The 26286-nt window shown below is 64.6% G+C and carries 20 protein-coding genes; 3 read left to right on the top strand and 17 right to left on the bottom strand.

Translation table 11 applies throughout. The annotated features are described in order from the left end of the window. Positions 1 to 18 precede the first annotated feature (18 nt). The 13 genes from U0004_RS24740 to U0004_RS24680 all read right to left on the bottom strand — a co-directional run bounded on the left by U0004_RS24740 (position 19) and on the right by U0004_RS24680 (position 17488). Positions 19 to 990: a hypothetical protein gene (locus tag U0004_RS24740; RefSeq protein WP_070254495.1), complete on the bottom strand. Its 972-nt coding sequence runs from the start codon at positions 988 to 990 to the stop codon at positions 19 to 21. A 131-nt stretch (positions 991 to 1121) separates the two neighbouring features. Then, positions 1122 to 4238, bottom strand: a complete 3117-nt coding sequence (locus tag U0004_RS24735) for an efflux RND transporter permease subunit (protein WP_070254496.1) — start codon at positions 4236 to 4238, stop codon at positions 1122 to 1124. Between the two features lie 9 nt (positions 4239 to 4247). Then, the gene (locus U0004_RS24730) at positions 4248 to 5420 is read right to left on the bottom strand and encodes an efflux RND transporter periplasmic adaptor subunit (protein WP_070254497.1); all 1173 of its coding nucleotides are present in this window, start codon (positions 5418 to 5420) and stop codon (positions 4248 to 4250) included. 13 nt (positions 5421 to 5433) lie between these two features. Then, positions 5434 to 6858 carry an efflux transporter outer membrane subunit gene (locus tag U0004_RS24725; RefSeq protein WP_070254498.1) on the bottom strand — a complete coding sequence of 475 codons (1425 nt, stop codon included), beginning with the start codon at positions 6856 to 6858 and terminating at the stop codon, positions 5434 to 5436. Continuing rightward, positions 6855 to 7583 (bottom strand): CerR family C-terminal domain-containing protein, encoded by a 729-nt coding sequence (locus U0004_RS24720; RefSeq protein ID WP_070254499.1) that lies wholly within the window; start codon positions 7581 to 7583, stop codon positions 6855 to 6857. Before U0004_RS24720 ends, U0004_RS24725 begins: the two co-directional genes overlap by 4 nt. Positions 7584 to 7848: 265 nt before the next feature. Next, complete coding sequence (locus U0004_RS24715; protein WP_034786510.1) at positions 7849 to 9210, bottom strand: hybrid sensor histidine kinase/response regulator; 1362 nt, start codon at positions 9208 to 9210, stop codon at positions 7849 to 7851. A gap of 142 nt (positions 9211 to 9352) precedes the next feature. After that, positions 9353 to 10087, bottom strand: coding sequence for a 2OG-Fe dioxygenase family protein (locus tag U0004_RS24710; protein ID WP_070254500.1), 735 nt, complete (start codon positions 10085 to 10087; stop codon positions 9353 to 9355). A 103-nt stretch (positions 10088 to 10190) separates the two neighbouring features. Next, positions 10191 to 12227, bottom strand: a complete 2037-nt coding sequence (locus tag U0004_RS24705; protein WP_070254501.1) for a TonB-dependent receptor — start codon at positions 12225 to 12227, stop codon at positions 10191 to 10193. Then, on the bottom strand, positions 12224 to 12730 hold the full coding sequence (locus U0004_RS24700) for a DUF6702 family protein (RefSeq protein WP_070254502.1): 507 nt from the start codon (positions 12728 to 12730) through the stop codon (positions 12224 to 12226). The genes U0004_RS24705 and U0004_RS24700 overlap by 4 nt, the downstream gene beginning before the upstream one ends. Then, positions 12727 to 15102 carry a M1 family metallopeptidase gene (locus U0004_RS24695; RefSeq protein WP_070254503.1) on the bottom strand — a complete coding sequence of 792 codons (2376 nt, stop codon included), beginning with the start codon at positions 15100 to 15102 and terminating at the stop codon, positions 12727 to 12729. The genes U0004_RS24700 and U0004_RS24695 overlap by 4 nt, the downstream gene beginning before the upstream one ends. 165 nt (positions 15103 to 15267) lie before the next feature. Continuing rightward, complete coding sequence (locus U0004_RS24690) at positions 15268 to 15729, bottom strand: MarR family winged helix-turn-helix transcriptional regulator (RefSeq protein ID WP_034786515.1); 462 nt, start codon at positions 15727 to 15729, stop codon at positions 15268 to 15270. A gap of 101 nt (positions 15730 to 15830) precedes the next feature. After that, positions 15831 to 16649, bottom strand: a complete 819-nt coding sequence (locus U0004_RS24685; protein ID WP_070254504.1) for a sugar phosphate isomerase/epimerase family protein — start codon at positions 16647 to 16649, stop codon at positions 15831 to 15833. Continuing rightward, positions 16649 to 17488 carry a phytanoyl-CoA dioxygenase family protein gene (locus U0004_RS24680; protein WP_070254505.1) on the bottom strand — a complete coding sequence of 280 codons (840 nt, stop codon included), beginning with the start codon at positions 17486 to 17488 and terminating at the stop codon, positions 16649 to 16651. The genes U0004_RS24685 and U0004_RS24680 overlap by 1 nt, the downstream gene beginning before the upstream one ends. A gap of 109 nt (positions 17489 to 17597) precedes the next feature. Here U0004_RS24680 and U0004_RS24675 point away from each other — a divergent pair, with 109 nt between their 5' ends. After that, positions 17598 to 18557, top strand: a complete 960-nt coding sequence (locus U0004_RS24675) for a LysR family transcriptional regulator (protein ID WP_071653638.1) — start codon at positions 17598 to 17600, stop codon at positions 18555 to 18557. 14 nt (positions 18558 to 18571) lie between these two features. Here the strand turns inward: U0004_RS24675 and U0004_RS24670 are convergent, their stop codons facing one another. Continuing rightward, positions 18572 to 19642 (bottom strand): M29 family metallopeptidase, encoded by a 1071-nt coding sequence (locus U0004_RS24670; RefSeq protein WP_070254507.1) that lies wholly within the window; start codon positions 19640 to 19642, stop codon positions 18572 to 18574. Between the two features lie 280 nt (positions 19643 to 19922). Here U0004_RS24670 and U0004_RS24665 point away from each other — a divergent pair, with 280 nt between their 5' ends. Then, on the top strand, positions 19923 to 20342 hold the full coding sequence (locus U0004_RS24665; RefSeq protein WP_081345510.1) for a hypothetical protein: 420 nt from the start codon (positions 19923 to 19925) through the stop codon (positions 20340 to 20342). A gap of 210 nt (positions 20343 to 20552) precedes the next feature. Here the strand turns inward: U0004_RS24665 and U0004_RS24660 are convergent, their stop codons facing one another. Then, a complete protein-coding gene (locus U0004_RS24660; protein WP_070254509.1) occupies positions 20553 to 22067 on the bottom strand; it encodes a hypothetical protein in 1515 nt (504 codons plus the stop codon). Next, complete coding sequence (locus U0004_RS24655) at positions 22064 to 22939, bottom strand: hypothetical protein (RefSeq protein ID WP_139144100.1); 876 nt, start codon at positions 22937 to 22939, stop codon at positions 22064 to 22066. The genes U0004_RS24660 and U0004_RS24655 overlap by 4 nt, the downstream gene beginning before the upstream one ends. Positions 22940 to 23107: 168 nt before the next feature. Between U0004_RS24655 and U0004_RS24650 the strand changes: the two genes are divergently transcribed. Beyond that, entirely contained in the window at positions 23108 to 24043 is a 936-nt protein-coding gene (locus tag U0004_RS24650) for a hypothetical protein (RefSeq protein WP_139144101.1), read from the top strand. Between the two features lie 56 nt (positions 24044 to 24099). Here U0004_RS24650 and acpA read toward each other — a convergent pair whose 3' ends face one another. Then, positions 24100 to 26220 (bottom strand): acid phosphatase, encoded by a 2121-nt coding sequence (gene acpA / locus U0004_RS24645; protein ID WP_070254512.1) that lies wholly within the window; start codon positions 26218 to 26220, stop codon positions 24100 to 24102. Positions 26221 to 26286 lie beyond the last annotated feature (66 nt).

Here is a 26286-nt window from a genome sequence, read left to right as displayed (position 1 = left end):
CCGGCGGGTCCGATCCCGTCAAACGCCAGGCACCGTGTTTTTCCCTTCGATTAATTTATATCCCTTGCCATCGAAAGCATAGCGCGCGTGTCCGTTCAACGGCGTGGCGATGCGCGGCGGATCTTCATCCGGCTTGACCGTGACGCCGGGCTTGATCTTCTCGGAGGCGCCCTTGAAATCGATCAGCAAGTCATCGTAGGCGCCGCCATTGCGCGCGGGGGCGAAGCGCCACTTGCCTTCGACCATCCAGCATTCATCCATGTCAGGCGTGCAGGCGCCCATATTGTCCGAGTACAGGTCCATGCCGCCATCGAGCGCGGTCACCTTGCCGTCGCCGATTTCAAACAGGGCCAGTTGCGTGATGGTGTAGCCCTGGCCCGTATAGCCGTGGCGGATCGCCAGTCCCGGCTTGTTCGCGCCCAGCATGACCCAGTGGACTTCACCGAGCTGCCCCGATGAACCGAGGGCGGCGATGTTTTCCAGGCGTTTCACGACTTGCCACTGGCCGTCTTCCGGCTGGCCCTTGGGCGCCAGGAAAAACACATTCAACAGTCCCGACGAGGCATGTGCCGATTCCGCCGTGCCTTCCGTGTTGGCCGTTTCCGCATTCGCCACCAGGATGGCGCGGCCACCGGGCAGGAGTTTGTGGCTGACGGCACTGACCACGTAACTGAGTTTGTCGACATGGTTGTCAGGATCGGGCAGGTCGGCCAGCGCATCCTCGCTGTCGCTGCGGTAGTCCTTGCCGAAGATGGCGCGCATCATGCCCACTTCACGCTCGCGCGCCTGCGGCGTGTTCATCTCTTCCGTCCTGGGGGCGGTGGCGGCCGGCGGCGGCACGTGTTCGGCCGATGCGGCAGCGTCAGCGGCAGCGGGGACATCGCTTACCACGTCAGCGGCCAGGTCGGCGCTGGCGGGAGCGGTCTTTTCCGAGCAGGCGCCGAGCAGCGCAGATACCAGTAGCAGGACGAGCGGGGTGCGGTAATTCATAGGCAGGGCAGATTGCGTTCATGGAGAATGGGCGCAGTATGCCAGATAGATGGAAGCGAGGGAGCGCGGCCTGGCGGCCGGTCCTTCGCTTCCTTGCCCGCGAGGGGCGATTTTGCAAACAATGGCGACGCCTATTTTTCCAGCGCTACCTTGTCATCGCGCCGCAGCGGCGCCTTCTGGCGGCGCAGTCTGGCCATGCCGCGCTTGAGCAGGTGCTCCAGGTCGTCGATGTAGGTGAACACGGCCGGCACCACCAGCAGGCTCAATAGGGTCGACGTGATCAGGCCGCCGATGACGGTAATCGCCATCGGCGAACGGAAGCTGGGGTCGGCGCCCCAGCCCAGCGCCAGCGGCATCATGCCGGCGCCCATGGCGATCGTCGTCATCAGGATGGGGCGGCTGCGCTTGTGGCAGGCGTCGACCAGCGCATCGAAGCGGTTCATGCCGGCCTGGCGCGCCAGGATCGCATAGTCGACCAGCAGGATGGAGTTCTTCGTGACGATCCCCATCAGCATGATCAGGCCGATCATCGATGGCATCGACAGGGCGCTGCCCGTGATCAGCAGCGCCACGAAGGCGCCGCCGATCGACAGCGGCAGCGCCGCCAGGATGGTCACCGGCTGCATGAAGTCCTTGAACAGCAATACCAGCACGCAGTAGATGCACAGCACGCCGATCAGCATGGCCAGGCCGAAGCTGGCGAACAGCGAGGCCATCTCCTGCGCGTCGCCCAGTTCGGCGATCTTCACGGATGGCGGCAAATTCTTCATCGATGGCAGCGCGCGCGCTTCCACGTTCAATTCACCGAGGGTGCGCGAACCGAGTTCCACGTCGAGGGTCACGTTGCGGCTGCGGTTCAAGCGGTCGATCTGCGCCGGGCCGCTTTCCATCGTGACGCTGGCCACGTTCGCCAGGCGCACTGGGCCATTCTTGCCAGGCACCGTCAGGCGCTCGATGGCGGCCAGGTCGGCGCGCACGCTGTTGGGCAGCTTGACGCGGATCGGCACTTGCCGCTCCGGCAGGTTCATTTTCGTCAGATCCGTGTCGTAGTCGCCGGCCGTGGCCACGCGCACGGTCTCGCCGATGGCTGCGGCCGTCACGCCCAGGTCCGCCGCCTTGGCGAAATCCGGACGCACGATGATTTCCGGGCGCACCAGCGAGGCGCTGGAATTGACGTTGCCGATGCCTTTCAGGCCGCGCAGTTCGCGCTCGACCTTTTGCGCCGCCGCCATCAGCGCCACCGGGTCTTCCGAGCGCAGCACCAGCTGCATCTTGACGCCCGTGTCGGGCGGCCCCACCGTGAAGCGGGCGCCGGGGATCGTATCGAGCTTGTGGCGCAGCTGCGTTTCCAGGTCCGCCATCGATTCCTTGCGCTCCGTGCGGTGCACGGTGGTCAGGGTCAGCACGGCGCGGCGCGCTTCGGCCGCCGCGCCGGGGGCGAAGGCGTCGCCGCTCGAGCCGCCGCCTATCGAACTGAATACGCCCTTGACGCCCGGCGTGCGCATGGCCGCGTCGCGCGCCATGGCCGCCACGGCTTGCGTTTCGCCCAGGGTGGAGCCGGGCGGCAGCTCCAGGTTGATCTGCGTCTGTGCGCGGTCGGCGGCCGGCACGAAACCGGTCGGCAGCAGCGGCACGAGCGCGATGGCGCCGACAAAGAACAGGGCCGCGGCGATGGCCGTGATGCCGCGGTGGTTCAGGCACCAGCGCATGACCGTCAGATAGCGCGTCATCAGCCAGCCATCCTGCTCTTCCTTGTGCGGCAGCGGTTTCAATATGTAGGCTGCCATCATCGGCGTGAGCAGACGCGCCACCACCAAGGATGCGAGCACGGCCAGCACGGCCGTCCAGCCGAACTGCTTGAAGAACAGGCCGGGAATGCCGCTCATGAAGGCCGTCGGCAGGAATACTGCCACCAGCGCGAAGGTGGTGGCGATCACTGCCATGCCGATTTCGTCGGCCGCTTCCATGGCCGCTTCCATGGGCGACTTGCCCATGCGCAGATGGCGCTCGATGTTTTCGATTTCCACGATGGCGTCGTCGACCAGCACGCCGACGACCAGGGCCAGCGACAGCAGGGTGACGGTATTGAGCGTGTAGCCGAACCAGTAGATGCCGAGGAAAGCCGGCATCACGGACAGGGGCAGGGCGGCGGCGGCGACCAGGGTGGCGCGCCAGTCGCGCAGGAACCACCACACCACCAGCACGGCCAGCAGCGCGCCTTCGTACAGCAGCTCCATCGAGCCGTCGAAGTTTTCCTCGACGGGGAAGGCATTGTCGATCGACTGCTGCAGCACCACGTTGGGGTTTTCCTTCTGCAGGTCGGCGATGGCGTCGCGTGCGCCCTTGGCGACGGCCACTTCACTGGCGCCCTTGGTGCGGAACACCTCAAAGGCGACGACCGTCTTGCCATCCTGCTCGGCCAGTGCGCGCGGTTCGGCGACCGTGTCGCGCACGGTGGCCACCTGGTCCAGGCGCACATGGCGGCCGTCCGGCAGCGGCACTTCCACGCGCGACAGTTCATCGGCCGTTTTCACGGTGGCGATGGTGCGCACCGATTGCTCGGCGCCGCTGATGTCGCCCCGGCCGCCAGGCGCTTCGCGCTGCACCAGGCGCAACTGGCGCGAGACGTCGAGGGCGGAGACCTTCAATGCCGCCATGCGCGCTTCGTCGAGTTCCACCTGGATCTCGCGGTAGACGCCGCCCACGCGGGTGACGGCGCCCACGCCGGGCACGGTCAGGAGGCGCTTGGCCACCGTGTTGTCGACGAACCAGGACAGGTCGGGAGAATCGAGCGGATTGTCGACGCCCGGCTTCGCCGTGGCGATAAAGGTCAGCACCACGCGCCCGGCCGTGGACGCCTTGGTGACGGTGGGGTCGCGCAGCTCGGCCGGCATGTCCGCCTTGACCCGCGCGACGGCATCGCGCACATCGTTGACGGCTTCGGCGATCTGCTTTTCCAGGATGAATTCGACGGTGACCGTGACGACGCCATCGAGCACCTTGGTATAGATGTTTTTCACGCCTTGCAGGGTGGCGACGGAGTCTTCGATCTTGCGCGCCACTTCCGTTTCCAGCTGGGCCGGCGCGGCGCCTGGCAGCACCGCGCTGACGGTGACGATGGGCAGTTCGATGTCGGGGAAATCCTGCACCGGATTGGCCTTGTAAGCCAGCAGACCGGCCAGGGTCAGCAGCGCGAACAGCATGATGGCCGGGATCGGATTCTTGATCGAGAGGGAGGAAAAATTCATGGCCTCTCCTTACTTTTTCGCTGCGGCCGGCTTGGCTGCTGCTACCGGGGTTGCTACCGGGTTTTGAACATTGCGTACCAGGTCGCCGTCATTGAGGAAGCCTGCGCCGCTGACGACGATGGTGGTGTCGGCAGTGATGCCGCCTAAAATCTCGATGCGGTCGCTCAGGCGCCGTCCGGCCTGCACCTTGATCTGGCTGACCCGCTGGTCGGCATTCAGGCGGAAGACATAGCTGAAGCCATCGCGCACGGCGATCGCCTGCTGCGGCACCGTCAGCGCACCCGAGTTACCCAGTTCGAATTCGCCGCTGGCGTACATGCCGGCCTTGAACGGCGCATTGTTGCCGGCGCTGGCCGGCAGGTCGACATACACGAGGGCGGAACGCGTCTGCGGATCGACCGTAGGGGCGATCATGCGCACCTTGCCCGTCAAAACGCTGCCGTTGGCCGCCTTGACCTGCGCCAGGGTGCCCGGTTTCAGGCTCATGAGCTCGGTTGCCGTCACTTCGGCGCGCCATTCGAGGCGGCCCTGGCGGATCATGCGGAACAGTTCCGTGCCGGCACCCACGACGGAGCCGACGGTGGCCGAGCGCGAGGAAATGATGCCGCTGTCGGGCGCCAGCACCTGCGTGTATTTCAGGCGCAGCTGCTGCGACGCCAGTTGCGCCTTGGCGGACGCGATGCGCGCGTTGGCCGTTTGTTCGGCCGTCAGGTACTGGCTGATCTGCTGCGCGCTGATGGCGCCCGTGCTTTGCAGCGAGCGGGCGCGCTGCGCGTTGGCGGCCGCTTCCGCCGCATTCGCTTCCGCTTCCAGCACTGCGGCCTTCGCCTGCGCCACGTCGGCGTTCACCGTGTCGTTCGAGAACACGGCCAGCACCTGGCCGGCGCGCACGACGTCGCCGACATTCACGCGCACCTCGGTGAGGCGCAAGCCGTTCGATTCGCTGCCGATGACGGCTTCCTGCCAGGCGGCCACGTTGCCGTTGGCGTTCAGCTTGATGGGCAGGCTGGCCGTTTGCGGCTTGGCCGTGGTGACGGTGAGCGCCGGCTTTTGCGCCGCGTTCTTATCCTTGGCGTCGTCGGCCGCCGTGGAGGAAGGGGAGTACAGGGCCACGCCGGCGCCCAGCACAACGCAAAGGGCGGCCAGGGCGAGAGCCATCGGTTTCAGGGTCATTTTTTTCATGTTGTCGTATCCGTCAGGGGGCATTGTTGGCGATGGCGCTGCTGCTGCTGCTGCTGCTCCAGCCGCCGCCGGCGGCGCGGTACAGCGCCACCCAGGCGGCGCTGCGTTCGCGCTCGAGGTTGACCACCGTGTTTTCGGCGGCCAGGCGCGTGCGGCGCGCGTCTTCCAGTTCGATCAGGCTGGCCAGGCCATTCTTGTAGCGGTCCTCGGTGGCGACAAACGACACGCGGTAGCCTTCCAGGGCCGTTTTCGCATGGCCGCTGCGCGCGTCCGTACTGGCCAGGTTGACCAATGCCTCTTCCACTTCGCGCACGGCCTGGCGCACGCCGGCGCGGTATTTCACGACGGCTTCGTCGTAGCGCGCCGTGGCCGCGTCGACCTGGGCGCGGCGGGTGCCGCCGTCGAAGATGGGCAGGCTGACGGCCAGCGGGCCGATGCTCCAGGTACTGGCCGTGATGCTGGTGCCGCCGGCGCGGATATTGCCCTTGCCGATGGAGCCGGCCAGACTCAGGCGAGGGTAGCGCTGCGCCTGCGCGCCGCGCACTTCGAAGCTGGCGGCCGCCACTTCGCGTTCGGCGCTGTAGATGTCGGGACGCTGGTCCAGGGTTTGCGCCGGCAGTTCCGCAATCGCCACGGGCGAGGGCAGGACCGCCGGGCTGGCCCCCAGCTTCTGGCGCAGCGAGTCTTCCGGCATGGCCGACAAGGCCACCAGCGCCTTGATATTCACGTCGCACGCGGCCCGTTGTTCGATGGCGCGGCTGGCGCCTTCGGCGGCGCTGGCGCGGGCCAGGGCGGCGTTGGCGGGCGGCTGGAAGCCGGCGCCGGCGCTCAGTTCCGTCAGGCGCGCCGAGTCGCGGCGCGAGACGGCGTCCTGCTCGGACACGGCCTGCAATTGCTGGCAGGTGCGCAAGGCGTAGTATTGGTTTGCCACTTCGGCTGCGACCGAGACGCGGGCCTCATGCCAGAGCGCGCGGGCGCTGTCGTAGCGCTCCTGCGCCGCATCGCGCGTGGCGCGGTTGGCCCCAAACACATCGATTTCCCACGACGCCTGCAGCGCGGCCTGCGAGGTGGTGCCGCTGGGCTGGGCCGATTGCTGGCTGGTGCGCACCACGCTGCCTGTCGCGTCGAGCTTGGGCGCCAGCGCGGCGCCGCTGCCGATGCTGTCCGCGCGCGCCTGCGCGATGCGCGTGCCGGCGGCGGCGATGGTCGGGCTGACCTGCTGTGCGTCGGTGATCAATTCCACCAGCAGGCTGTCGCCCTGGCCCTGCCACCAGCTGGACAGGTCTGTCAGCTTGCCGTTATGCGGCAGCGGCGCCTGCCACTGCGCGGGCGTGCTGGCGGCCACCGCTGCGGGCGGTCCCTGCAGGGCGCAACCGCCCAGCGCCAGCGCGATGCTGGCGGCCAGGACGCGTTGAACGGTGCATCGAATAGTCGTCATGCTTGTCCTTCTGCTTGTTGTTGAGCGGTAGGGTGGGAGGGAGGAGTGGCCAGGCGCCGGCGCTCCACGTCGGCCATGGCCAGCGCGTAGTCGGTCATGCGCGCCAGCCAGGTATCGATGGCGTGCGGCGTTTCCATCAGTTGCGGGCGCAAGGTGTGCAGCACCTCGGCGCCGACCATGTGCTGCAGGGCCAGCGAGGCGATGGAAAAGGCCAGGCGGTGCATGTCGTCGCTGTTGTCGGGCGCGCCCAGGTGGCGTGCCAGCACACGCGTGAGCGCCTCGTGTTCGGCACGGATGTTCTGGTCAACCTCGCGCGCCCACAGGCCCGTCGGTTCGAGCATCTCGCGGCACCACAGGCGCATGCAGTCGCGCGCGATTTCTCCCTGCTGCATGGGGGCGAGCAATTGCGCATAAAAGCCTTCCAGACTTTGGCGCAGGGTGAAATGGGGTTGCTCGTACAGGGCGATATTGTCTTGTGGATTCGATAGTTGATGGGAGAAGGCGGCGCGGTACAGGCCCGCCTTGTCGCCAAAATAGTAGCTGATGGCAGCCGCGTTGGTGCCGGCCGCCTGCGCCAGTTCGCGCGTGGACGTCTTGGCGTAGCCCTGCTCGGCAAACAGGCGGATGGCACTGTGCAGCAGCCGCTCGCGCGACTGTTCGCCATCGGAACGGGGCTTGCGCCCGTCGTCGGCGGGCACGGTATGGGAAATGTTTTTTTCAATCATGTCGGAGATTTAATCATATATCTCAAACGATTGATATAACTAAATCGTTTGATTTAGTTAAGAAAGGATGAAGATGCGTGAAAAACGCAGGCAAAAAAAAGCCCGCGGTTGTATTCACGGGCTGAATCCAATGTTCGGAGAACGAATTGGAGGAGACAGTTCTACTATAGCGCCGAAAATGGTGCAGTGCAATACCGTAGAACTACTGTATCGGTCTCTTCTGGATGGCAAAAAGTCAGCATTCCATGCTGCGGCGCACAGAAAGTCAGGCTTTGCTGCGCAGTGCCAGCGTAAACGTGCTGCCGGAACCGTAGTCGCTGTTGAAGAACAGCGCGCCGCCGATGGCGTTGGCCAGGTTCTGGCACAGGTACAGGCCCAGTCCCGCGCCTTCCACGTGGCGCGTGGAGGTGGAATCGAGCTGCGAGAAGGCCTGGAACAGCTTGGCCTGGTCTTCTTCCTTGATGCCGGCGCCGCTGTCGGCGATGCTCATTTCCGTCACCAGCACGCCGTCTTCGTCGCGCTGGGACAGGCTGATGCGCACCGTGCCCTGTTCCGTGAATTTGATGGCGTTGTTGAGCAGGTTGATGAGGATTTGCGTCAGTGCGCGGCGATCCGTGTCGATGATGGCGGGCGGCTGGCCCGCTTCTCCCAGTGCCATTTCCAGCGCCAGGCCTTTTTGCTGGGCCAGGGGACGCAGAGTGTCGGCCACGTCTGCCATCAGCTCCTGGCAGTGCACGGGTTCGATCGACAGGGTCAGCTTGCCCGCTTCGATCTTGGCGACGTCGAGGATGTCGTTGATCAGCGAGAGCAGATGGCGCGCGCTGGCGCGGATGGTATTGAGTTGCTTGTCCTGGTCGGACGTCAGGGGACCGGGAAGTTTCATCAGCAGCGCGCCCGTGAAGCCAATGATGGCGTTCAATGGCGTGCGCAGTTCATGCGACATGTTGGCGATGAAGGCCGACTTCATGCGGCTCGCTTCGGCCAGTTCCAGGTTTTTCAGGGCGATTTCGCGGTTGATGGTTTCCAGTTCGGCCGCATGGTGCGCCAGGCGCATGTTCAGTTCGATCACCTGGCGTTCGCGCGCCTGCAGCTCGCCGTTGACCTGCACCGCCTGCTCATACGTGGAGATCAGCAGGTCGAGGATTTGCTGGCGTTCCGCATTGATGAAATGCTTCTGGTCGCCCAGGTACAGGGCGATGCCGATTTCCACGTTCTGGTTCTTGCGCAGCTTCTGGTTCATCAGCATGTGGCTGATGCGGTTGAGCAGATAGTCTTCCGCGTAGGGCTTGCGGATGAAATTGTCGGCGCCGCATTCGATGCCGCGGATGATGTCCTTCGGATCGTTGAGCGAGGTGACGAGGATCACGGGGATGTCGCGCAGGGTCGGATCGGACTTGATGGCGCGGCACAGGTCGTAACCATTCATTTCAGGCATGACGATATCGGACAGCACCAGGTGCGGCTTGCGCTCGCGGATGGCGGCCAGGGCCAGCTGCCCATTCGCCGCCACGCGCGCGTTATAGTGCAGGGACTGGATCAGGCGGCGCAAGCGCTCCGCCTGGGTCGGGCTGTCCTCGACGATCAGGATCTCGATTTCGTCAGGCTTGATTTGGTTGTTGGAGTCCACAGACCTCTCCTAGGATTTCAGTGTGGTGATGCTGGGCGCAGTGAGCGCGCAATATCGACATCGTATGACTATATCGGATTTAGGTCTGCAAAAGTAACTTCCAAGTAACTATTTTGGCCACAGGGAATGCTGTGGCCGCTTGTCAGTTTTCGCCCTGGAACTGGCCTGCGCGATAGGTCAGCACGAGCGTATCGCGGTGGCCATGTTCGCCGATGGGCTGGATCGGGGTCGATTCGTGGATCACGGCGGCATCGTCGAGCAGCAGCAGCGACCACGGTTCGGTCAGGGTAAAGCGCTTTCCGTTGGGGCCGTCTGCTTCGAAGATGCGCGTCTCGCCGCCCTTGACCTGGTCGCGCCCGATCAGCAGCACGGCGACGAAATCGACGCCGTCGCGGTGCGCGCCTTCCGGCGTGGGCCGGCCGATGCCATCGGTCGTATCGATGCGGAACTGGTGCGCCTCGATGAACCAGGGCTGGCTGCCCTTCACCTGCGAGCAGACGTCGCCCAGCGCGCGGATCAGCTGCTGCCAGGCCGCTTGCGCGACGATAGCCGCTTCGACCGGTTCGAACAGGCGGTGCATGCCGCCGTGCAGGGCGTTGTATTCCACCGGTTGCCAGTGCGGACGGTGCGCCGTCTGGGTCAGGCGCTCGCCATCCTGCACGAAGCACGAGTGGCGCCGGCGGCGATAGCGGCCGCCATCCTTCAGGTAATTGTCCAGCGCCAGGGTATTCCAGCTCGGCTCCAGCGCGCGCAGCGCGGCCAGCGGGCAGCCGGCCAGCGCGGCCACGTCCTGCGGGCGCAGCACGGCATAGCCGTCATCGCGCAAGGCATCCTTGACGTGGGACGGGTCGGTAAAGATCGGTGCGGAAGTGCTCATGGCGGTGCTGGCCGCAATGCGGCCTGTCTCAGTTTATCCAGCCTGGCATTCTACGACTTCGCGGCGTTTCCTGTGCAGTGCGACAGGAATTATTCTTGTTGAGTTAAAAATTCTTTACCAGGGTCAGGCGCAGCGAGCGCGATTCCACCGGATGGAAGTGGATGTCGTCGATGGGCTGCGCCTCGCCGGGCAGGCGCGAGGCATAGTAGTAATCGATGGCCGAGTCGCGCCGGTTGGCCAGGTTGTAGCCTTCCAGCTCCACGCGCAAGGTCTTGTCGATCTGGTAGGCGATGCGCCCGTTCAAGCCCACGCTGGCCGACGAGCGCACGCTGTTGTCTTCAATCAGGGGGCGCGGACCGAAGTAGCGCAGGCGCAAAGAACCCGACCACGGCCCTGGCGGCGTCACCGTCATGGCCAGCTGGGCTACGCCTTCGATGGCGCCGGGGATGAAGTCGCCCGCCGGGTCGCTGCCGCGCGAGCGTGCGCGCGCATACGCCAGGTCCAGGTCCAGCGACAGCCAGCTCGCCGCCTTGTAGTAGCTGGAAAACTCGATGCCGTAGCGGCGGCTGGGGCGGCCCGCCTCGGTGGCGCCCGCGTCGCCGATGAACAGCAGTTCGGAATCGAAGTCCAGGCGGTACAGCGACAGCGAGGTTTGCAGGCCTGCGATGGCGGCGCTGCGCAAGCCCAGTTCCAATCCCCGCGAGCGCGCCAGAGGCGTGACCTTGTCGGCCGCCTCGCCCGTCTTCGGGTCGACCGTGATCGTCGTGCCGCGCGCATCGTTGCTGTGAAAGCCATTGCCGATGTTGAAATACGCTTCCGTATCGCGCCACGGCCCGGCGATCACGCTCAGGCTGGGGCTGAACAAATGGTCGCTGGCCTTGCCTGAATTGGCGGCGCGGTCGCTGCGCACGTCGAAGCGGTGGGCGTCCGCGCGCAGGCCGGCCACGGTGCGCAGCCAGCGCGACCAGCGCGTGCTGTTTTCGCCATACACGCCGAGGCTCGATTCGACGATATGGTCTTGCCGCGTGGTTGACAGGATCTGCCGCTGCCGCGTGTTGTACAGGCCATTGTGGATATTGTCGTTCTGTAGCTGCAGGCCGATGGTGGTGTCGCTGCTGCCCCTGTCCGTGTGGCGGTGCCAGGTGTGGCTGGCGTTGATACCGGAGGTCACGCGCCGGTCCGGCTGGGCGAACTGGTCGCCGTTATCGGGGTCATCCATCGCGTACGTGAAATTCGAGAACAGGGCCAGGCGGTTGGCGATCACATATGCGCTGACCCTGGACGACATGTCGTCCGTTGTCTGGCGCCAGGCGCCCGAGAGGCTGTAGCGCTGCGCCTTGCCGCCGTCGCTGGCATCGATGGCGTCGAAGCGTCCCAGCGTGCCGTCCTGCACGGCGCGCAACGGAATCTGGTCGGTGGCGTTCCAGCTGGCGTCATACGCCATGGCCGTGACGTTGAAGCCGTTGTTGGCATAGCCTTCGCTGTAGCGCAGCACGCCATTGAGCTTGCGGTAGCGGTCCGGCTGCGTGAACGGGCCATCGTTGTGCTGCGCTTCGAGCGCGTACAGCAGGCTGCCGTCGCTCGCATCGAGCGAATCGGCCAGCAGGGCGCGGCGAAAGCCGTTCTGCCCGATGCCCACGCTGGCGATGCCTTGCGTCAGGCGGTTCGCGTAGACGACGGACGCCGCGCCGGCCGAGGAGAAATCGCCTTGCTCCGCTGAATACGGCCCCTTTTTGTAGTCGAGGCGCATGGCCAGTTCGGGGATCAGGAAGTTCAGGTCCGTCCAGCCTTGGCCGTGGCCATGACTGCGCTGGTTGACGGGCATCTCGTCGACGGTGGTGCGCAGATCCGTGCCGTGATCGAGATTGAAGCCGCGCAGGTAGAACTGGTTGGCCTTGCCCTCGCCGCTATGCTGGCTGACGATCAGCCCCGGCACGGCTTCGAGCAGTTCGCCTGGCCGGTAGCTGGTGCGCGCGTCAAGCTGCTGTTGCGTGACGCTGCCCGCGTTGGCCGAATCGGCCACGCCCAGCTGGTTCAGGCGCGAACCGTCGACCAGCACGCGCTGGAAGATGTCGTCGGCGTGGGCGGTCGCTGCGGAAAACAGGGCGGCGAGGAGGAGGGGAAGATGGCGTGGCGTCATGGGTGTAGTGGGACTTGGCGGATCGGCAGTTCCGTGTTCTGGCGGTCGAAGATCAACGTCTGGATGCTGCCGCTGTCCTGCACGTTGAGGGTATTGCGCTGGCTGGGCAGGAAGTCGATCAGCAACTGGTTATGGATGCGCGTGGCGGGGGCCAGGCGCGTGCGTTCGATTTCCTGGAAGATCACCACGTTGTCGGCATTGACCTTCATGCCGACCCAGTTCAGGCGCAGGCGCTTGCCATCAGGCCCCACGAGGTAAAACTGTTTTTCGACATAGCGGCGCAGGGCCGCTTCGCTGTCCTCCTGGCCCAGGTCGAACTGGCGCTGGTACAGGTTCGTCAGCAGCGCCTCGACGTCGTGGCCCGTGTAGGTATGCACCACTTCCGTGCTGCCGTTGGCCGCGTTATAGCTGATGTCGGCGATACCCATGTGGAAATTGTGGGCGCCGGCCGCCATGCTGGCGCAGGCCAGCGTGGCGGTGGCCAGCGCGCGCCAGCGCTTCATGCCTCGTCGCCCTTGGCCGAGCCGCCATTCTTGCCTTTCAATGGCGTATGAAAGTCGCGCATCAGGTTATCCTTGGGCGACTTCTCGCTCTTGAACAGTTCCAGGCGCGATGGCGTGATTTTTCGCGGCCAGCTATTGTTGCTGGTGTCGATGTCGGCCGTTTCCCAGTACGGGTCCTGCACCAGGCCCACCATCGGCTCGTCCGTGATGACGACCTTGGTGATTTTCTTCGGCGAGTAGCGCCACACTTCGGCCGGCACGCGCTCGACGTACTTCTTGCCGCTTTTCAGTTCGATTTCGAGTATCAGCGGCATGACCATGCCGCCCACGTTCGACAGGTCGACCAGGTACAGGTGCTTGCCCTGTTTCAGCAAGTCCTTTTCCCACGGTTCCAGAGCGGCCAGCGCCTCGGCATAGGAGTTGCGGTCCTTGTTGGTCACCGTGAAATCGTCGTGCTGGTTGTAGAAATCCTTCAGCTCCGGATGCGCGTCGACCCGGCGCGGCATGCCCTTGTTGGCGCGGCTCGTGACGGATTCCGGCTGGGCGTCCTTCTGCGCCTTCTTCCAGGCCTTTTCCGTTGCCGGATCTTTTGAACTTACGCCGTATTCGCTGATGCCGTCGATGCTGATGTCGACCGGGTCGGTCGTATAGAACCAGCCGCGCCAGAACCAGTCCAGGTCCGTGCCGGAAGCGTCTTCCATGGTGCGGAAAAAATCGGCGGGCGTGGGGCGCTTGAATTTCCAGCGCTGCGCATATTCCTTGAACGCGTAGTCGAACAGCTCGCGCCCGAGGATGGTCTCGCGCAGGATGTTCAAGCCCGCCGCCGGCTTGGCGTAGGCGTTGTTGCCGAACTGCAGCAGGGATTCGGAATTGGTCATGATCGGTACCTGGTCGCGGCTACGCATGTAGTCGACGATTTCGCGCGGTTCGCCGCGCGAGGCAGGGTAGTTTTCTTCCCACGCCTGCTGTGCCAGGTATTGCACGAAGGTGTTGAGGCCTTCGTCCATCCACGTCCACTGGCGCTCATCCGAGTTGATGATCATCGGGTAGTAGTTGTGGCCCACTTCGTGGATGATCACGCCGATCAGGCCATACTTGGTGCGCTTCGAATACGTCAGCTCGCCCGTTTTTTTGTCTTTCACCGGGCGCGGGCCGTTGAACGAGATCATCGGATACTCCATGCCGCCCACGGGGCCGTTGACGGAAATGGCCGTCGGATACGGGTAGTCGATGCTGTACTTGTTGTACTGTTCTATCGTGTGCACGATGGCTTGCGTGCTGTACTTTTCCCACAGCGGATTGCCCTCTTTCGGATAGTAGGACATGGCCATCACATCGCTGCCGCCCTTCTTGTAGCCCTGCGCATCCCAGATGAATTTGCGGCTCGAGGCCCAGGCGAAGTCGCGCACGTTGGCCGCCTTGAAGTGCCACGTCTTTTGCGCGCGGCTGACGGATTTTTCGGCCGCTTCCGCCTCTTTTTGCGTGACGATGACGACGGGCTTGTCGCTGCCGCGGGCCTTTTCCAGGCGCTCGCGCTGTGCGGAAGACAGCACGTCCTGTGGGTTTTGCAGCTGGCCAGTGGAGGCGACGATATGGTCGGCCGGAACCGTCAGTTGCACGTCGTAGTCGCCGAATTCCAGGGTGAATTCGCCCGAGCCGAGGAACTGCTTGTGCTGCCAGCCTGCCGCGTCGTAATACGCCGCCATGCGGGGGAACCACTGCGCCACTTCGAACAGGGCGTTCTTGTCGTCGAAGACTTCATAGCCGGCGCGCCCGCCCAGCACCTTCTGTTCGTTGATGCGGTAATCCCAGTCGATCTGGAAGGCGAAATCCTGGCCCGGTTTCAATGGCTGCGGCAAGTCGATGCGCATCATGGTGCGGTTGATAACGTACGTCAAAGGCCGGCCATCGGCGCCTTTCAGGGCGCGGATATTGAAGCCGCCCTGGAAGTCGCCGCGCGCCAGGAGGCCGCGCAAGCCTTCGAATTTCATGGTGTCTTCGCCCGCCGTCCTGGCCCACGCCTGGCGCGACGGCGCCGTGGCCATGCGGCGCGCGTCGGAATCGGGCTTGTAGATATTCTGGTCCAGCTGCACCCACAGGTAGCCGAGGGTGTCGGGCGACTGGTTATGGTAGGTGATGGTGCCGCTGCCGGCGATCTCGCGTTTGGTTTCGTCCAGGGTGGCGCGCAGCGTGTAGTCGGCGCGCTGCTGCCAGTAGGCGTGGCCCGGCGCGCCTGAGGCGGTGCGGTAGGTATTCGGGGTAGGCAACACCTCTTCGAGCTGGCGGAACTTGTCGTCGAAGGGTTCGGCGGCGAAGGCCGACACGGTAAAGCAAAGAGCCAGCGAGGCTACGGAGCCGAAAGGTATGCGCATATTCACCCTGATGTTGTTGTAAGGAAATAGTGGCAACTATTCTATACGCAGGGTGAGGCCATCCATGTATCGATTTGTAATAAAGAAAGGCGGATTTTGCGCCAGCTTTTGCCTTGCGCCGTCAGGGCAATGCTTTACCTGATTTTGCTCGGAAAAGCGGCGTTTTTACTCACTTTTCATCAGGCTGTCGCGCAACTGGTTCAGCTGTTGTTTCATGTCCACAACTTGCTCCACGCTACAGTGGCTGGCCGTCAGGATGGCTTCGGGCAGCAAGGCTGCTTCATGGCGCAGCTGGTCGCCTTGCTGCGTGAGGGAAATGATGACTTGCCGCTCGTCGCTGGCGGCACGCGTGCGCGTCAACAGGCCCGACTGCTCCATGCGCTTGAGCAGGGGGGTCAGGGTGGCCGAGTCGAGGAACAGGCGCTCGCCCACTTCCGACACCGTCAGGCCGTCGCGTTCCCACAACACCATCATCACCAGGTATTGCGAATAGGTAAGGCCCAGCTTGCGCAGGAGCTTGCGGTACAGCTTGTTCATGGCAAGCGAGGTCGAGTACAGCGCAAAGCACAGCTGGCTGTCCAGGCGCGGCACCTGGTGCAAGGGGTTGGGGGAGGTGGTGGTATCCATGGGCACAGTATATATAGCGCGCTACTTAATGACAAGCATGGCTGGTATGCACGCGTGCACCGGACCGGCTGGCCCGGTGCATGGAGAGTGCCTGTGACGAACTACTGCGCGTAACGCGCGCGCAGCAGATGCAGCATGGCGACGTTCTGTTCCCAGGCATCGCTCACGGGCTGCTGCGTCCAGGGCAGGGTTTGCGTGTATGGCGCGGGGCCGAATTCCGGCGTGAACGTCATGCGCTCGGCGCCTGCGGCGCGGCGCAGGGCGACGATGGCGTCCCACCAGGCCAGGTGGGCGTCGAGCGCCGGTTTCGCTTCCGGCGCGCGGAAGTCGGCTACCTGCGGACCCTGCGCATGGCCCACGCGGGCATGCACGTGGCGCACCAGCGGCAGTACTTGCGCCAGCGTCTGCGGCTGGTCTTCCAGCAGGGATTCGCAGGCGCAGCACCAGTGCGACAGGTCGGCCGTCAATGGCAGCTCGGGATACTGCGCCAGGTAGGGCAGCAGCAGCATCGGGTGGCCGGAAAAGCGGCTGCGGTGGATTTCATGCACGATGGGCACGCCGTGTTTTTTCGAGATGGCGGCGGCCAGGTCGATCAGCTGCGCGTTCTGCGCCTGGCTGTAGTAATCCTTGCCCGTGTGGGTGTTGACCAGCACGGGGCGCGCCAGGCAGGCGTTTTCCAGCAGTTCCGCCAGGGCGGCGCGGTGCTGCTCGAAGTCGCTGTGGAACACGGTTTCCCACTGTGCGGCGATCAGCTGCAGTCCCGCCTTGGCGATGCGGTCCGTCCACTCCTCGCGCAGTGCCGCATCCAGCGGCAGCGACATTTCGATGCCGTCGAAGCCGGCCGCCGCTACCTTGTCGATGAAGACGTCGGGCGCCAGCTCGTTATTGCCCCAGTGGGCGGCAAAGACGTCGATGCGCATCAGACGAAGCCCCGCACGGGGAAGGTATCGTCGCGCTGTATCCAGTTGTGGGCCGCGTATTCCGTCTGGCCGTCCGTGGCGTGCAAGGTGTAGGCGTGGCGCGAGACGGGCGAGCGGTTTGGTGCGCTGTAGTGGGGCAGCAAGCCGTGGAAGCAGACGAGGGCGCCGGCCTTCACTTCGAGTGGCACGGCCGTGCTGTCGTCGGGCCAGGGCATGCTATCGAGTTTTTCCACGCGCACCTGGTCGCCGTTGCGGATGAAGCGTTCGCGCAGGGGGCCGCGGTGGCCGCCCGGTTCCGCCCACAGGCAGCCATTGTCCAAGGTGGCGTCTTCCAGCGCGAACCAGAAGGTGGTCACGCTGACTGGCGTGGTTTCGAAATACGTGGCGTCCTGGTGCCAGCGCACTTCGCCGCCGATGCCGGGCTGCTTGAAAATGTACATCGATTGCCAAACCTGCGCGTCCGCCAGGCCCAGGTCGCGTGCCACTGCGGCCAGTTTTGGATCGGCAGAAAAGCTGCGGAAGACGGGATCCAGGTCGTGCATGGCGTGGCCGATCTTGTTGATCGACAGGGACTTGGCCTGCTTCAGCTGGCCGTCCGGACCAAACGCCTCTTCCTCGAAGAAGCAGCGGATGGTGTTGTCGGAAGCGAGGAAATAATCGTTGGTGTTCTTGGCCTGGTCGCGCGTGGTGAAGATCGACTGGCTGACGCTGGGATCGAATTCGTTGACAATCTGCTCGGCGCGCGCGCGCAGGGCGGCGATTTCGTCCGCACCCTTGAAATCGGGCAGGATGATGTAGCCGTCGCGTTGGTATTGTTCTTGTTGCAGGATTGTCAGCATGGCGGCGGCTCCGGAGGTCAATGGAAAGCGCCATTGTAGGATGGGCGAGGGCGGCAAACAATCGCCCAGCGGTTGACAGATTGTCGCCAAAACGATGACAATCTTTGACATGGATCAATTAAAAGCGATGGAAATTTTTGTCGAAGTGGCGCGTCAGCGCAGCTTCACGCTGGCCGGGCAGCGCCTGGGTCTGACGCGGGCCATGGTCAGCAAGACCATCATGCAGCTGGAAGAGCGCTTGCATGCGCGGCTGCTGCACCGCTCCACGCGCGAAGTGAGTTTGACGGATGCGGGCCGCGCCTATCTGGCGCCGTGCATGGCCACCGTCAGCCAGGCGCAGGAGGCGGTGCGCATGGTGGCGCACGTGGCGCAGGCGGGAGCGGGGGCGGAGCTGGCCGGGCCGCTGCGCATCCAGGCGCCATCGAGTTTCGGCAGCGCGTGGCTGGCCGATGCCGTCGCCCGTTTCAGTTTGCTGCACCCGCAGGTGCAGGCCGAGTTGTTTGTCGACGATGCGCTGCTCGACCCGATACGCCACGGTTTTGATTTGACCATCCGCGTGGGCGGCATCCCGGACAGCAGCGCGCTGGCCATGCGCCCGCTCGCGCCGTGCCGCGCCGTGCTGTGCGCCAGCCCAGCCTATCTGGCGCAATGGGGCGTGCCGCAGACGCCGCAAGAGCTGTTGCAGCACCAGTGCCTGCATTTCAGCCACCTGACGGATGGCACGAACTGGCATTTCCAGCGTGGGGAAGGCGGCAAGCAAGAAGAGGTGAGCGTGCGCGTGCAGGCCGGCTTCACGGCGAATAACGGCCTGGTGCTGCACCAGGCGGCGCAGCGGGGACTCGGCATCGTCTACAGCACCACGTTTCTCGCCTGGCGCAATCTGCTCGATGGCAGTCTGCTGCCCGTGCTGTCTGGCTGGGAGCTGCCCCTGAATCACCTGAGCGCCCTGTATCCGGCCAGCCGCCAGCCGTCGCCCAAGGTGCGCGCGCTGATCGATTTCCTGGTGGCCGAATACCAGCCCGTGCCGCCGTGGGACCGCGAGCTGGCAGCGGCAGGTTTTTTCAGCTGAGGGTCAATTGAGGCTCAGTTGAGTGCGAGGGGGGCCACCGTCCACGCGCCATCCGCGTACACTCTTTCGTCGTCGAGGTAGACGGCTTCGGTGACGGCGAAGATGTCGACGTGGTAGCGCGCATCCTTGCGCTTGAATTGCGGCTTGGCGTAGACGCCGTGCTTGGCGCCCAGCGACAGGTGGATGCCGCACATGCGTTCATACGTGCCGATGTCGTTGACCAGCTGTTCGCGCGAAAAGGCGCGGTTCATGCCGAAGCCCAGTTCGCGCACCCATACTTCACCTTCGTGCGCGCGGATGATCTCCAGCATGGCGGTAAATTCCGGCGTGGCGTGCTCCGTGCCCGTCACTCTGCCCTTTTCGATGATCAGGGTGATCGGCGTGTCGGGGCGGTTGACCATGAAATGCGTATCGCCAAAGACGAAGATGCGCACCCGGCCGTTCACGGCTTCCAGGTCCTGCGCTTCCGTAAACACTTCGCCCAGCGGGAACTGGCCGCCGATATTGTTCATGCCGCTATAGTCGCCAATATTCAGCTTGGCCGATTCGAACGGCGAAGCAAAGACCAGCTGCTCGCCGCCGCTGTCGACCATGCCGTGGCGGGCGCCGTCGATGCGCGCTTTCAGTGCATGGCCCACGCCCCGGTAGTAATCGGGATCGTACGCTAGCGAAGCGATGTAATGCAGCCCCTGCACGCCGGGCATGCGCGACAGGTGCACGTGCTCGATGACCTTCAGGCCCCGCTTGAACAACTCGATGCGGATGCGGAATGCTTCCAGGCGGAAGCTGGTCGACTGGATCAGCACGACGAGGCTGCCGGCGGGCAACTCGGCAAAGGCAGCCAGCACGGCATCGGGCGTGACCTCGTCGAAATCGATGAAGGTCGCGTCGGGCAATGCCTGGCGATACGCTTCCGTCAACACGACATTGAGCCAGCTGCGCTTGTCGCAGACGATCAGGGACGGTTCGTCCGGGCGGTGGCAGATGGCCATGGCCAGCAGGTCGGCCACGTTTTGCGCGGCCACTTCGGTGGCGGCGGCGCTGATGGCGTCGAGCCGGCTGGTGTCATTCTCGGGAAGCGTCATGGTGCGGAGGTGGGGACGTGAAGTAATCGCAGCATTATAAGGCGATTGCCGCTGGGCACACCATTCCCCATCCGGCGGAGGACAAGCGGCTGCCGCGTCCCTGATTATCTTGTGTAGTGCTTTACGGCAATGTATTATTTGACAAACAGCCTGGAATCGGCCCGGCGCAGCGGCAAACGCGCGCATGCGCATGGCATGCTTTCAGTGATGCAGGGACAACAAGCCAGCAGGCGATGACTAAGAGTGTGATGTGATGAGCATAATCGGACAAGATATTCCCATGGAACGGCCGGATACGGATGGGCGCGCCGCCGTCTTCGTTCCCGTCACGGGCGTGAAGGAAGATGTCCTGTTGACCATACGCAAGGGGGCGGCCATCGTCGGCTTTGCCAACCACGACCGCACCATCACCGTGTATTTTGAAAGCAACCGTTTTGACGATCCCGTGCTGGCCAAGTGGGAGCACAAGGCGCGCAAGGCCTACGACCGCCTGGTCGACAATGCGCCCACCGTATCGAAACTGACCACCAGCCCCGCCAATTTCGAGCAGATAGGCTATATCAATGGCAAGGGCATCACCATCCGCCGCATGGAAAGCCTGCAGCGCTGGCTCGCGTATTCGGATGCGATGGAGTCTTGCCCGGCAACGGATATCATTCCGCGCACGCTGATCGCCAAGCCCGAAAGCGTTAAAGTTTAAGAGCGGCTGATATAACACCCTCGGTGTTGTTGCCTGCCCTGCATTTACCTCACTGTACTGAAGTACTGTCTTCGGGGCGGCGCCTACCCTGAGCATTTTCTCAGCCGCTCCTGATGCGCATAAGGGAGCCAACGATGTTGTCGGATTAGCGCGGCTTTGCCCCGCTGATCCGACCTGCGCGACCTACGCCTGACCTCGCTCACGCCCCCCTCACACCACGACGATATTCGCCTGCGCCTTGAGCGGACAGGGCAGGGTGTCGTCGAAGGTGATTTCGATGGCGCTGGCGATGAACATGCCGCCGATGTGCTGGGCCGCGATTTCCGGCGGCGTGCCGGGCTTGGTCAGGTTGACGTCCTGGGCGAAGACGAATACGCGCCAGGTGCCGTAGACCTTCTGGTCGTATTGCAGCAGGGTGCGATAAGCCCGCTTCAAGTCCAGGCTGCCTGCGTAGACACCATCGTTGGCGCCCGGGTCGAAGCCCAGGCCGTCGTCAGTCAGCGATTCCACGAAATACAGGCCCTGGGGGGCCTGGAACAGCACGAAGGCATACAGCTCCGTGCCGCGGAAGACATTGCCATTGTCGCGCTTGAAGCTGGCGCGTATCCACAGCGGTTCGTAAGCTTGCACGACGGCGGGCGTATCCGTTTCCACGGGCCCCGCCACATGGATGTTGACTTGCGTTTCGGTGACGGCATGCTGGTAGGTGGCGCCTGTCGTGAAGCGTTGGTACTCCCAGTTGATATCGGCCGTGTAGGGCAAGCCCGCGTTCGGCGCTTCGGGCAACACCCATTTCGCCACCACGCGCTCGGCCAGGGTCAGTTCGCCGGCGGCCGGTGATGTTGCTTCCTGGCCACGCCAGAACGGATCCGCGATATCGGAACAGGCGACGGCGATGGCGCCCGAGGCGATGGCCGAGGCGACGCCCGCTACCGTGAATTCGGGCTGGCCCGAGCCGGCCCCTTCGAGCGAGCAGCAGTCGACGCTGGGATCGGTTTCCTCGAAGGTGCCGCCCACGCTGAAGCTGGCCTTGCCGGACCCGAGTGCGGCTGAAATGATGGCCACCAGCGCGGCGATGATGGCGATGATGATGGCGAGTATCTTCCACCACGGGTCGGCAAACGGCAGCTCGCCATGCGTGCCCGCGTAGGCGGGGTTCGGCGTCCAGACGAGGGTCATGCCGGTCGGTACGATCGGCCCCAGGCCGGGCGGACAGCGGCACGCATTTTCCCCACCTTTGCCATCCGTGCCCCTGCTGCCCCAGCGCTTGCCAGGCAGGTGGCCTTGCGGCTTGGACAGTTCCAGGGTGCCTTCCTCGACCGTGCACGTGTACGTATTGGTGGCGCTGTCGAAGCGCGTTTGCGAGACGAAGATTTGCTGGATCGAGCGGCGCGGCGCGTAGCCGTCCGCCTTGGCGACGAAGCTGACGAGGCGCTTGCCGGGCGCCGCATGCTGGAAGTCTGCATCCCACATGACGAGCATGGCCGCGCCGGCGGGAATGCTGGCAAAGAAGAAAGTGCGCGCCACGGGCACGATGCCGGGGTCGCCCACGCTTTCCAGGTACACCGTGACATTGTTCAGGGCGCTGCCGGACATATTGGTGACGTGGGCGGCGATGCGCAAGCCATAGATGGCATTGTCGAAGATGCCATCGGGCAGCATGATATTGGTGACGGGCTCGATCGCGAACGGCCGCGTCAGTACCTGCAGGGGGGTATCGCTCATGATGCTTGCTCCTCGGGGCTTTGCTGCTCTTGAGCTTGCTCTTTCTCCAAGTCGGTGACGATATACGTGATGCCGCCCATGACCTCGCCTTCCTGGCTTTCCAGCACGCGCAGCAGCGCATACTGGCGTGGCGGCAAGGCTTCGGCGCGCACGCTCAGATATACGGCCTGCGCCTGGCCGCGCGGCACTTCCAGCGCCAGCTTTTGCTCGCCAGGCGCATCGCCATTGCAGTGGGGCGTGCGTGCCAGGCCTGCGACCAGGCGCGCTTCCCTGGCCGGCTGCCATCGCTCAAGCCCCAGGGTGGCCAGCAGGCGCTCCGGCAGCTCGCCGCCCTGTTCGATCTGCAATTCCACTTTTTTCGTTGCGCGGGGCAGGGCCGCCACCGCGATGCTCAGCAATTGCGCGCGCCTGGCTGCCAGCACCACGGTGACATTGCGCTGGGCGATCTGCTCGTGCTGCTTGGGCTGGAAAGGAAAACCGTTGGGCAGGGGATCGGGCAGCGGATTGATGTCGCCCGGGCCGTGGGCGACGGCCAGCAGGCATTCGTGGCCGCCATTGACGATGACGGGGACCCAGGGTACCAGGCACAGCACTTCCTGCGTGGCGCCGGGCGGCAGGTCGGCAAAGGCAGAGCCGATCTGCGTGGCGGCGCCGACGGCGATCTGGCCGGAAGGGTCGGCCCAGTAAAAGTCCACGCGCACGCCGTTCGAGGCGCTGTTGCCCGTGTTGTGCACGCGGCCCCACAGGTAATTGCTGGTGCCGGCGATGGGCGCGCCGGGCGGGCCATTCGGATCATTGCCCGGCACGACCCAGATATCGGCGCTGTCCCACCACGAGGGCTGGCCGTCTTCGATGATCAGGTGGGCTGGCATGGCGTTCTCCTTGTCCTTGGCCGGTTCTTCCAGCTTAGGCCGCGGCGGCGTATGCTTTTTGATCGGTATCAAGGCGATGGAACACGGCGCCGGTGCACCGTTGCTGTGCCCGCGTAAGGTAATATTGCGGCAGAATGCAGTGGAATGACTCCAGGAAAAGGTTGGAATGTGCTTGAAACAGTGAATGACGTTTGCATCAACGCCGCTTGCGGCCGGACCTTGCCGCTGCGCGTGGCGCATTGCCCGTTTTGCGGCGCGCGCCAGATGGCGCAAGCGCCTGTTCTGGAGAAAGCCGTAGCGCCGCCGCCCGTGCCGCGCATGCCACCGCCGGTGCCCGTCGCTCCGCCTCCGCCCATTCCTTCGCCTGCTCCTGCGCCCACCCCCGTGCCGCAGCCCGCACCCGTTCCCCAGGCAATTCCGCCAGCGCCTGCCGCGCCGGCGGTTGCGCCAGCCAAGGCGCCGCCCGCCAAGCCTGCCACCAGGGGCTCGGTGCCGCCGCCGCGCCCGCCCGTGCGCTTGCGCACATGGATCGCGGCGGCAGTGGTGCTGACCGGTATCTGGTTTTTCAACAAGCCCGCCGACAAGCCTGCCAGCGTGGCGGAACAGGTCGAGGCCGCCACTGCGCTGGCGGCGCAGTGCGACCTGGATGGGGCGCGCAGCGCGCTGGCCGTGCTGAAAAGCGCCAAGGCGCCCGCCGCGCAGATCAAGCGCTTGCAGGCAAGCATCACCAAGTCCGCCACTACCTGCGACAGGCAACAGCAGCGGGCGCAGGCGTGGCTGGTGCTGCAAGGCAGCGTCAACCAGGCCCTCGACGCGGGCAAGCCGGAGCTGGCCGCCACGCGCCTGGCCGTGCACGTCAAGCGCTGGGGCGACGATCCCGACACGCTGGAACTCGACGCCAAGGTGAAAGTGGCGCTGGCCAGCGCCCAGCTCGACCTGGCCGACGCCTGCCTGGCGCGTTCGGACCGGGTGTGCCTGGAAAACAGCCTGATCGCCGCCGAGCGCTACAAGCGGCCGGAACTGGCGGCGCGCACGCAGGCGCTGCGCACGGCGTTGTCGCAATTGCTCGAACGTTCGCTGCTCGATGCGTCCCCCGGCCAGTAGCGCCAACATGTAAAACGCCCGCTGGGGTCAAGCCGGGCGGGCGCACCTACTCAGCCTTACTCTTGCGGCACCAGCGCCAGCGCCGCGCTGAAGTCGCCCATCGGCTTGCCGCCATGGGCCACCAGCGCCTTGTCGCGCGTGCTCAAGCCATCCAGTACGGGCAGGGCGAAGCGGTGCGTGATGGCGCGCAGGATGGACGCCGAATCATATTGCGTATGGTCAACTAATCCCTTTTTCACGTACGGCGAAACGAGGATGGCCGGCACACGCGTGCCCGGACCCCAGCGGTCGCCCTTCGGCGGCGCGGCGTGGTCATAAAAGCCGCCGTTTTCATCGTAGGTGACGATGACCAGCATGTTCTTCCACTGCGGACTCTTTTTCAGCTGGGCGATGACGCTGGCGATGTGCGCGTCGCCGTCGGCCACGCTGGCGTAGCCCGCGTGCTGGTTCAGGTTGCCCTGCGGCTTGTAGAAGGTGACGGGCGGCAGCTTGCCGGCACTCGCGTCGGCCAGGAACTGGCTGTCGAAGTCGCGCAGGTGGGCGGCGCGGTAGGCGGGCGCCTTCACGGGGTCCATATTCGCAAAGTAGTTGAACGGCTGGTGGTGGAACTGGAAGTTCGGCGGATTCGGGAAGCTGCCGGCGCGCGCGCTGGCCGTGGCCAGGGTCGTCGTGTCCTTCCAGGCGCCCGCATACCAGGCCCAGTCGATGTTCTTGCCAGAGAGCAAGTCGCCGATATTCGTCTGTGTTTGCGGCGGCAGGGTGGTGGCCTTGGCCGTGTCCGCATACAGCTTGCTGCTGTCGCCCGAGGCGGGCGCGTTGCTGCTGGGCTGGAATGGCGGCTGCATGGTATTGACGGCGTAGAACATGCCCGTGCTGTCGGCCGGCGTCAGCGCGCCGTCGTTGGCATAGGCAGGCGCGCCGTTCAGGACGGTGCTTGGCGCCGTGGCGGACGGCGTCAGGCGCAGGAAGTTGCCGTTGGCGTCGACGTCGATCTTCGCGATCGAGCCCTTGGCCACCGAGGTGTCCGCGTTCGGATAGGTGGGCGCGCAGGCGCAGATCAGGTACTGGTGCGTGAGGAAGGAGCCGCCGAAGGCGCCGATGAACAGGTTGTCGGCCAGCGCATACTGTTTGGCGATGTCCCACAGCTGCATCTTGCTGCCGTCGTAATAGCCCATGCTCAAACCGCCCGCATCGGAATACGCGGCGAACTTGTCGTTGGCGCCGCCGTTGATCTGCATCTGGTTGTTGTAGAAGCGATGGACCAGGTCGCGCGTGATGACCGATTGCGGCAGGTACAGGGGGCTGTTGGCGTCGTCGATCTGGAACGGCTTGTTGGGCAGGTTGGCCGATTGCGACTGGGTGATGACGGTGCCCTGGCCGGCTGCCGTCATGCCGCCCCAGGTGGGCGGCAGCACGGGCAGGGTGCTGCCGTCGACGTCCTTCTGCTGCACGTAGGCGGAGGTCGACGTGGGATTAACGCCCGGCACGCCGTTGGCGCCCGGGAAAAGGCCGTACAGATTGTCGAAGCCGCGGTTTTCCGCATAGATGACGACGATGGTCTGGATATTGTTCAGCGCCAGCGCGCTGTTCAGTGCCGCCAGCGCGTCGGCGGGCGCCGCCTGCGCGCTGGCGCTGGCGATGAATGCCGTCACGCTGGCGTTTTCCGCCTTCAGTTTCGCCAGCTCGTCGCCGCTGGCCTTGTTGAAGTCGGACGCCAGGGCCGCTTCGGACACGCCGAGGCGCGCGGCCAGCTTGCTGCTGGCAAACGCAAAGTCGCCGCCGTTGCCGTCCATGACTTGCGCCAGTTCCGTCGACAGGGCGCTGACGAAACCGCTGTGCCCGGCGGGGGCGCGCAGCAGCAGTTTTTGCGTCACCTTGCTGCCGACGTCGCCGATGGCGTCATGGCGGATGGCATCCGTGCCGATGGTCACCAGCACGGCGCCCTGGCCGTCCAGCGTGTAGCTGCCGTCGGCGGCCGTGCGCACCGTTGCCGAGCCACTGTCGCAGGTCAGCTTGGCTGTGCTGCTTTCCAGGCACACCTGGGCGTTTTCATAGTAGCTGCCGATCACCTGGCCATGGGTGCTGGGCGTGATCGCATAGTTGCTGCCGCAGGCGGCCAGGCCCAGCGTCAGTAACAACGGCAGGGGCCGTAAAGAGGTTTTTGCGTGCAAGTTCATTTTCATGCCTTCTGGGTGGAAAACGTCGCATGCTAGGCAGGCAATATGTCAGCTGCGTGACATGTC

The organism is Janthinobacterium lividum (genome assembly GCF_034424625.1).
GTDB lineage: Bacteria > Pseudomonadota > Gammaproteobacteria > Burkholderiales > Burkholderiaceae_D > Janthinobacterium > Janthinobacterium lividum.
Note: the sequence above shows the minus strand (reverse complement) of the source record. Positions and strands in the feature narration are given on the sequence as shown.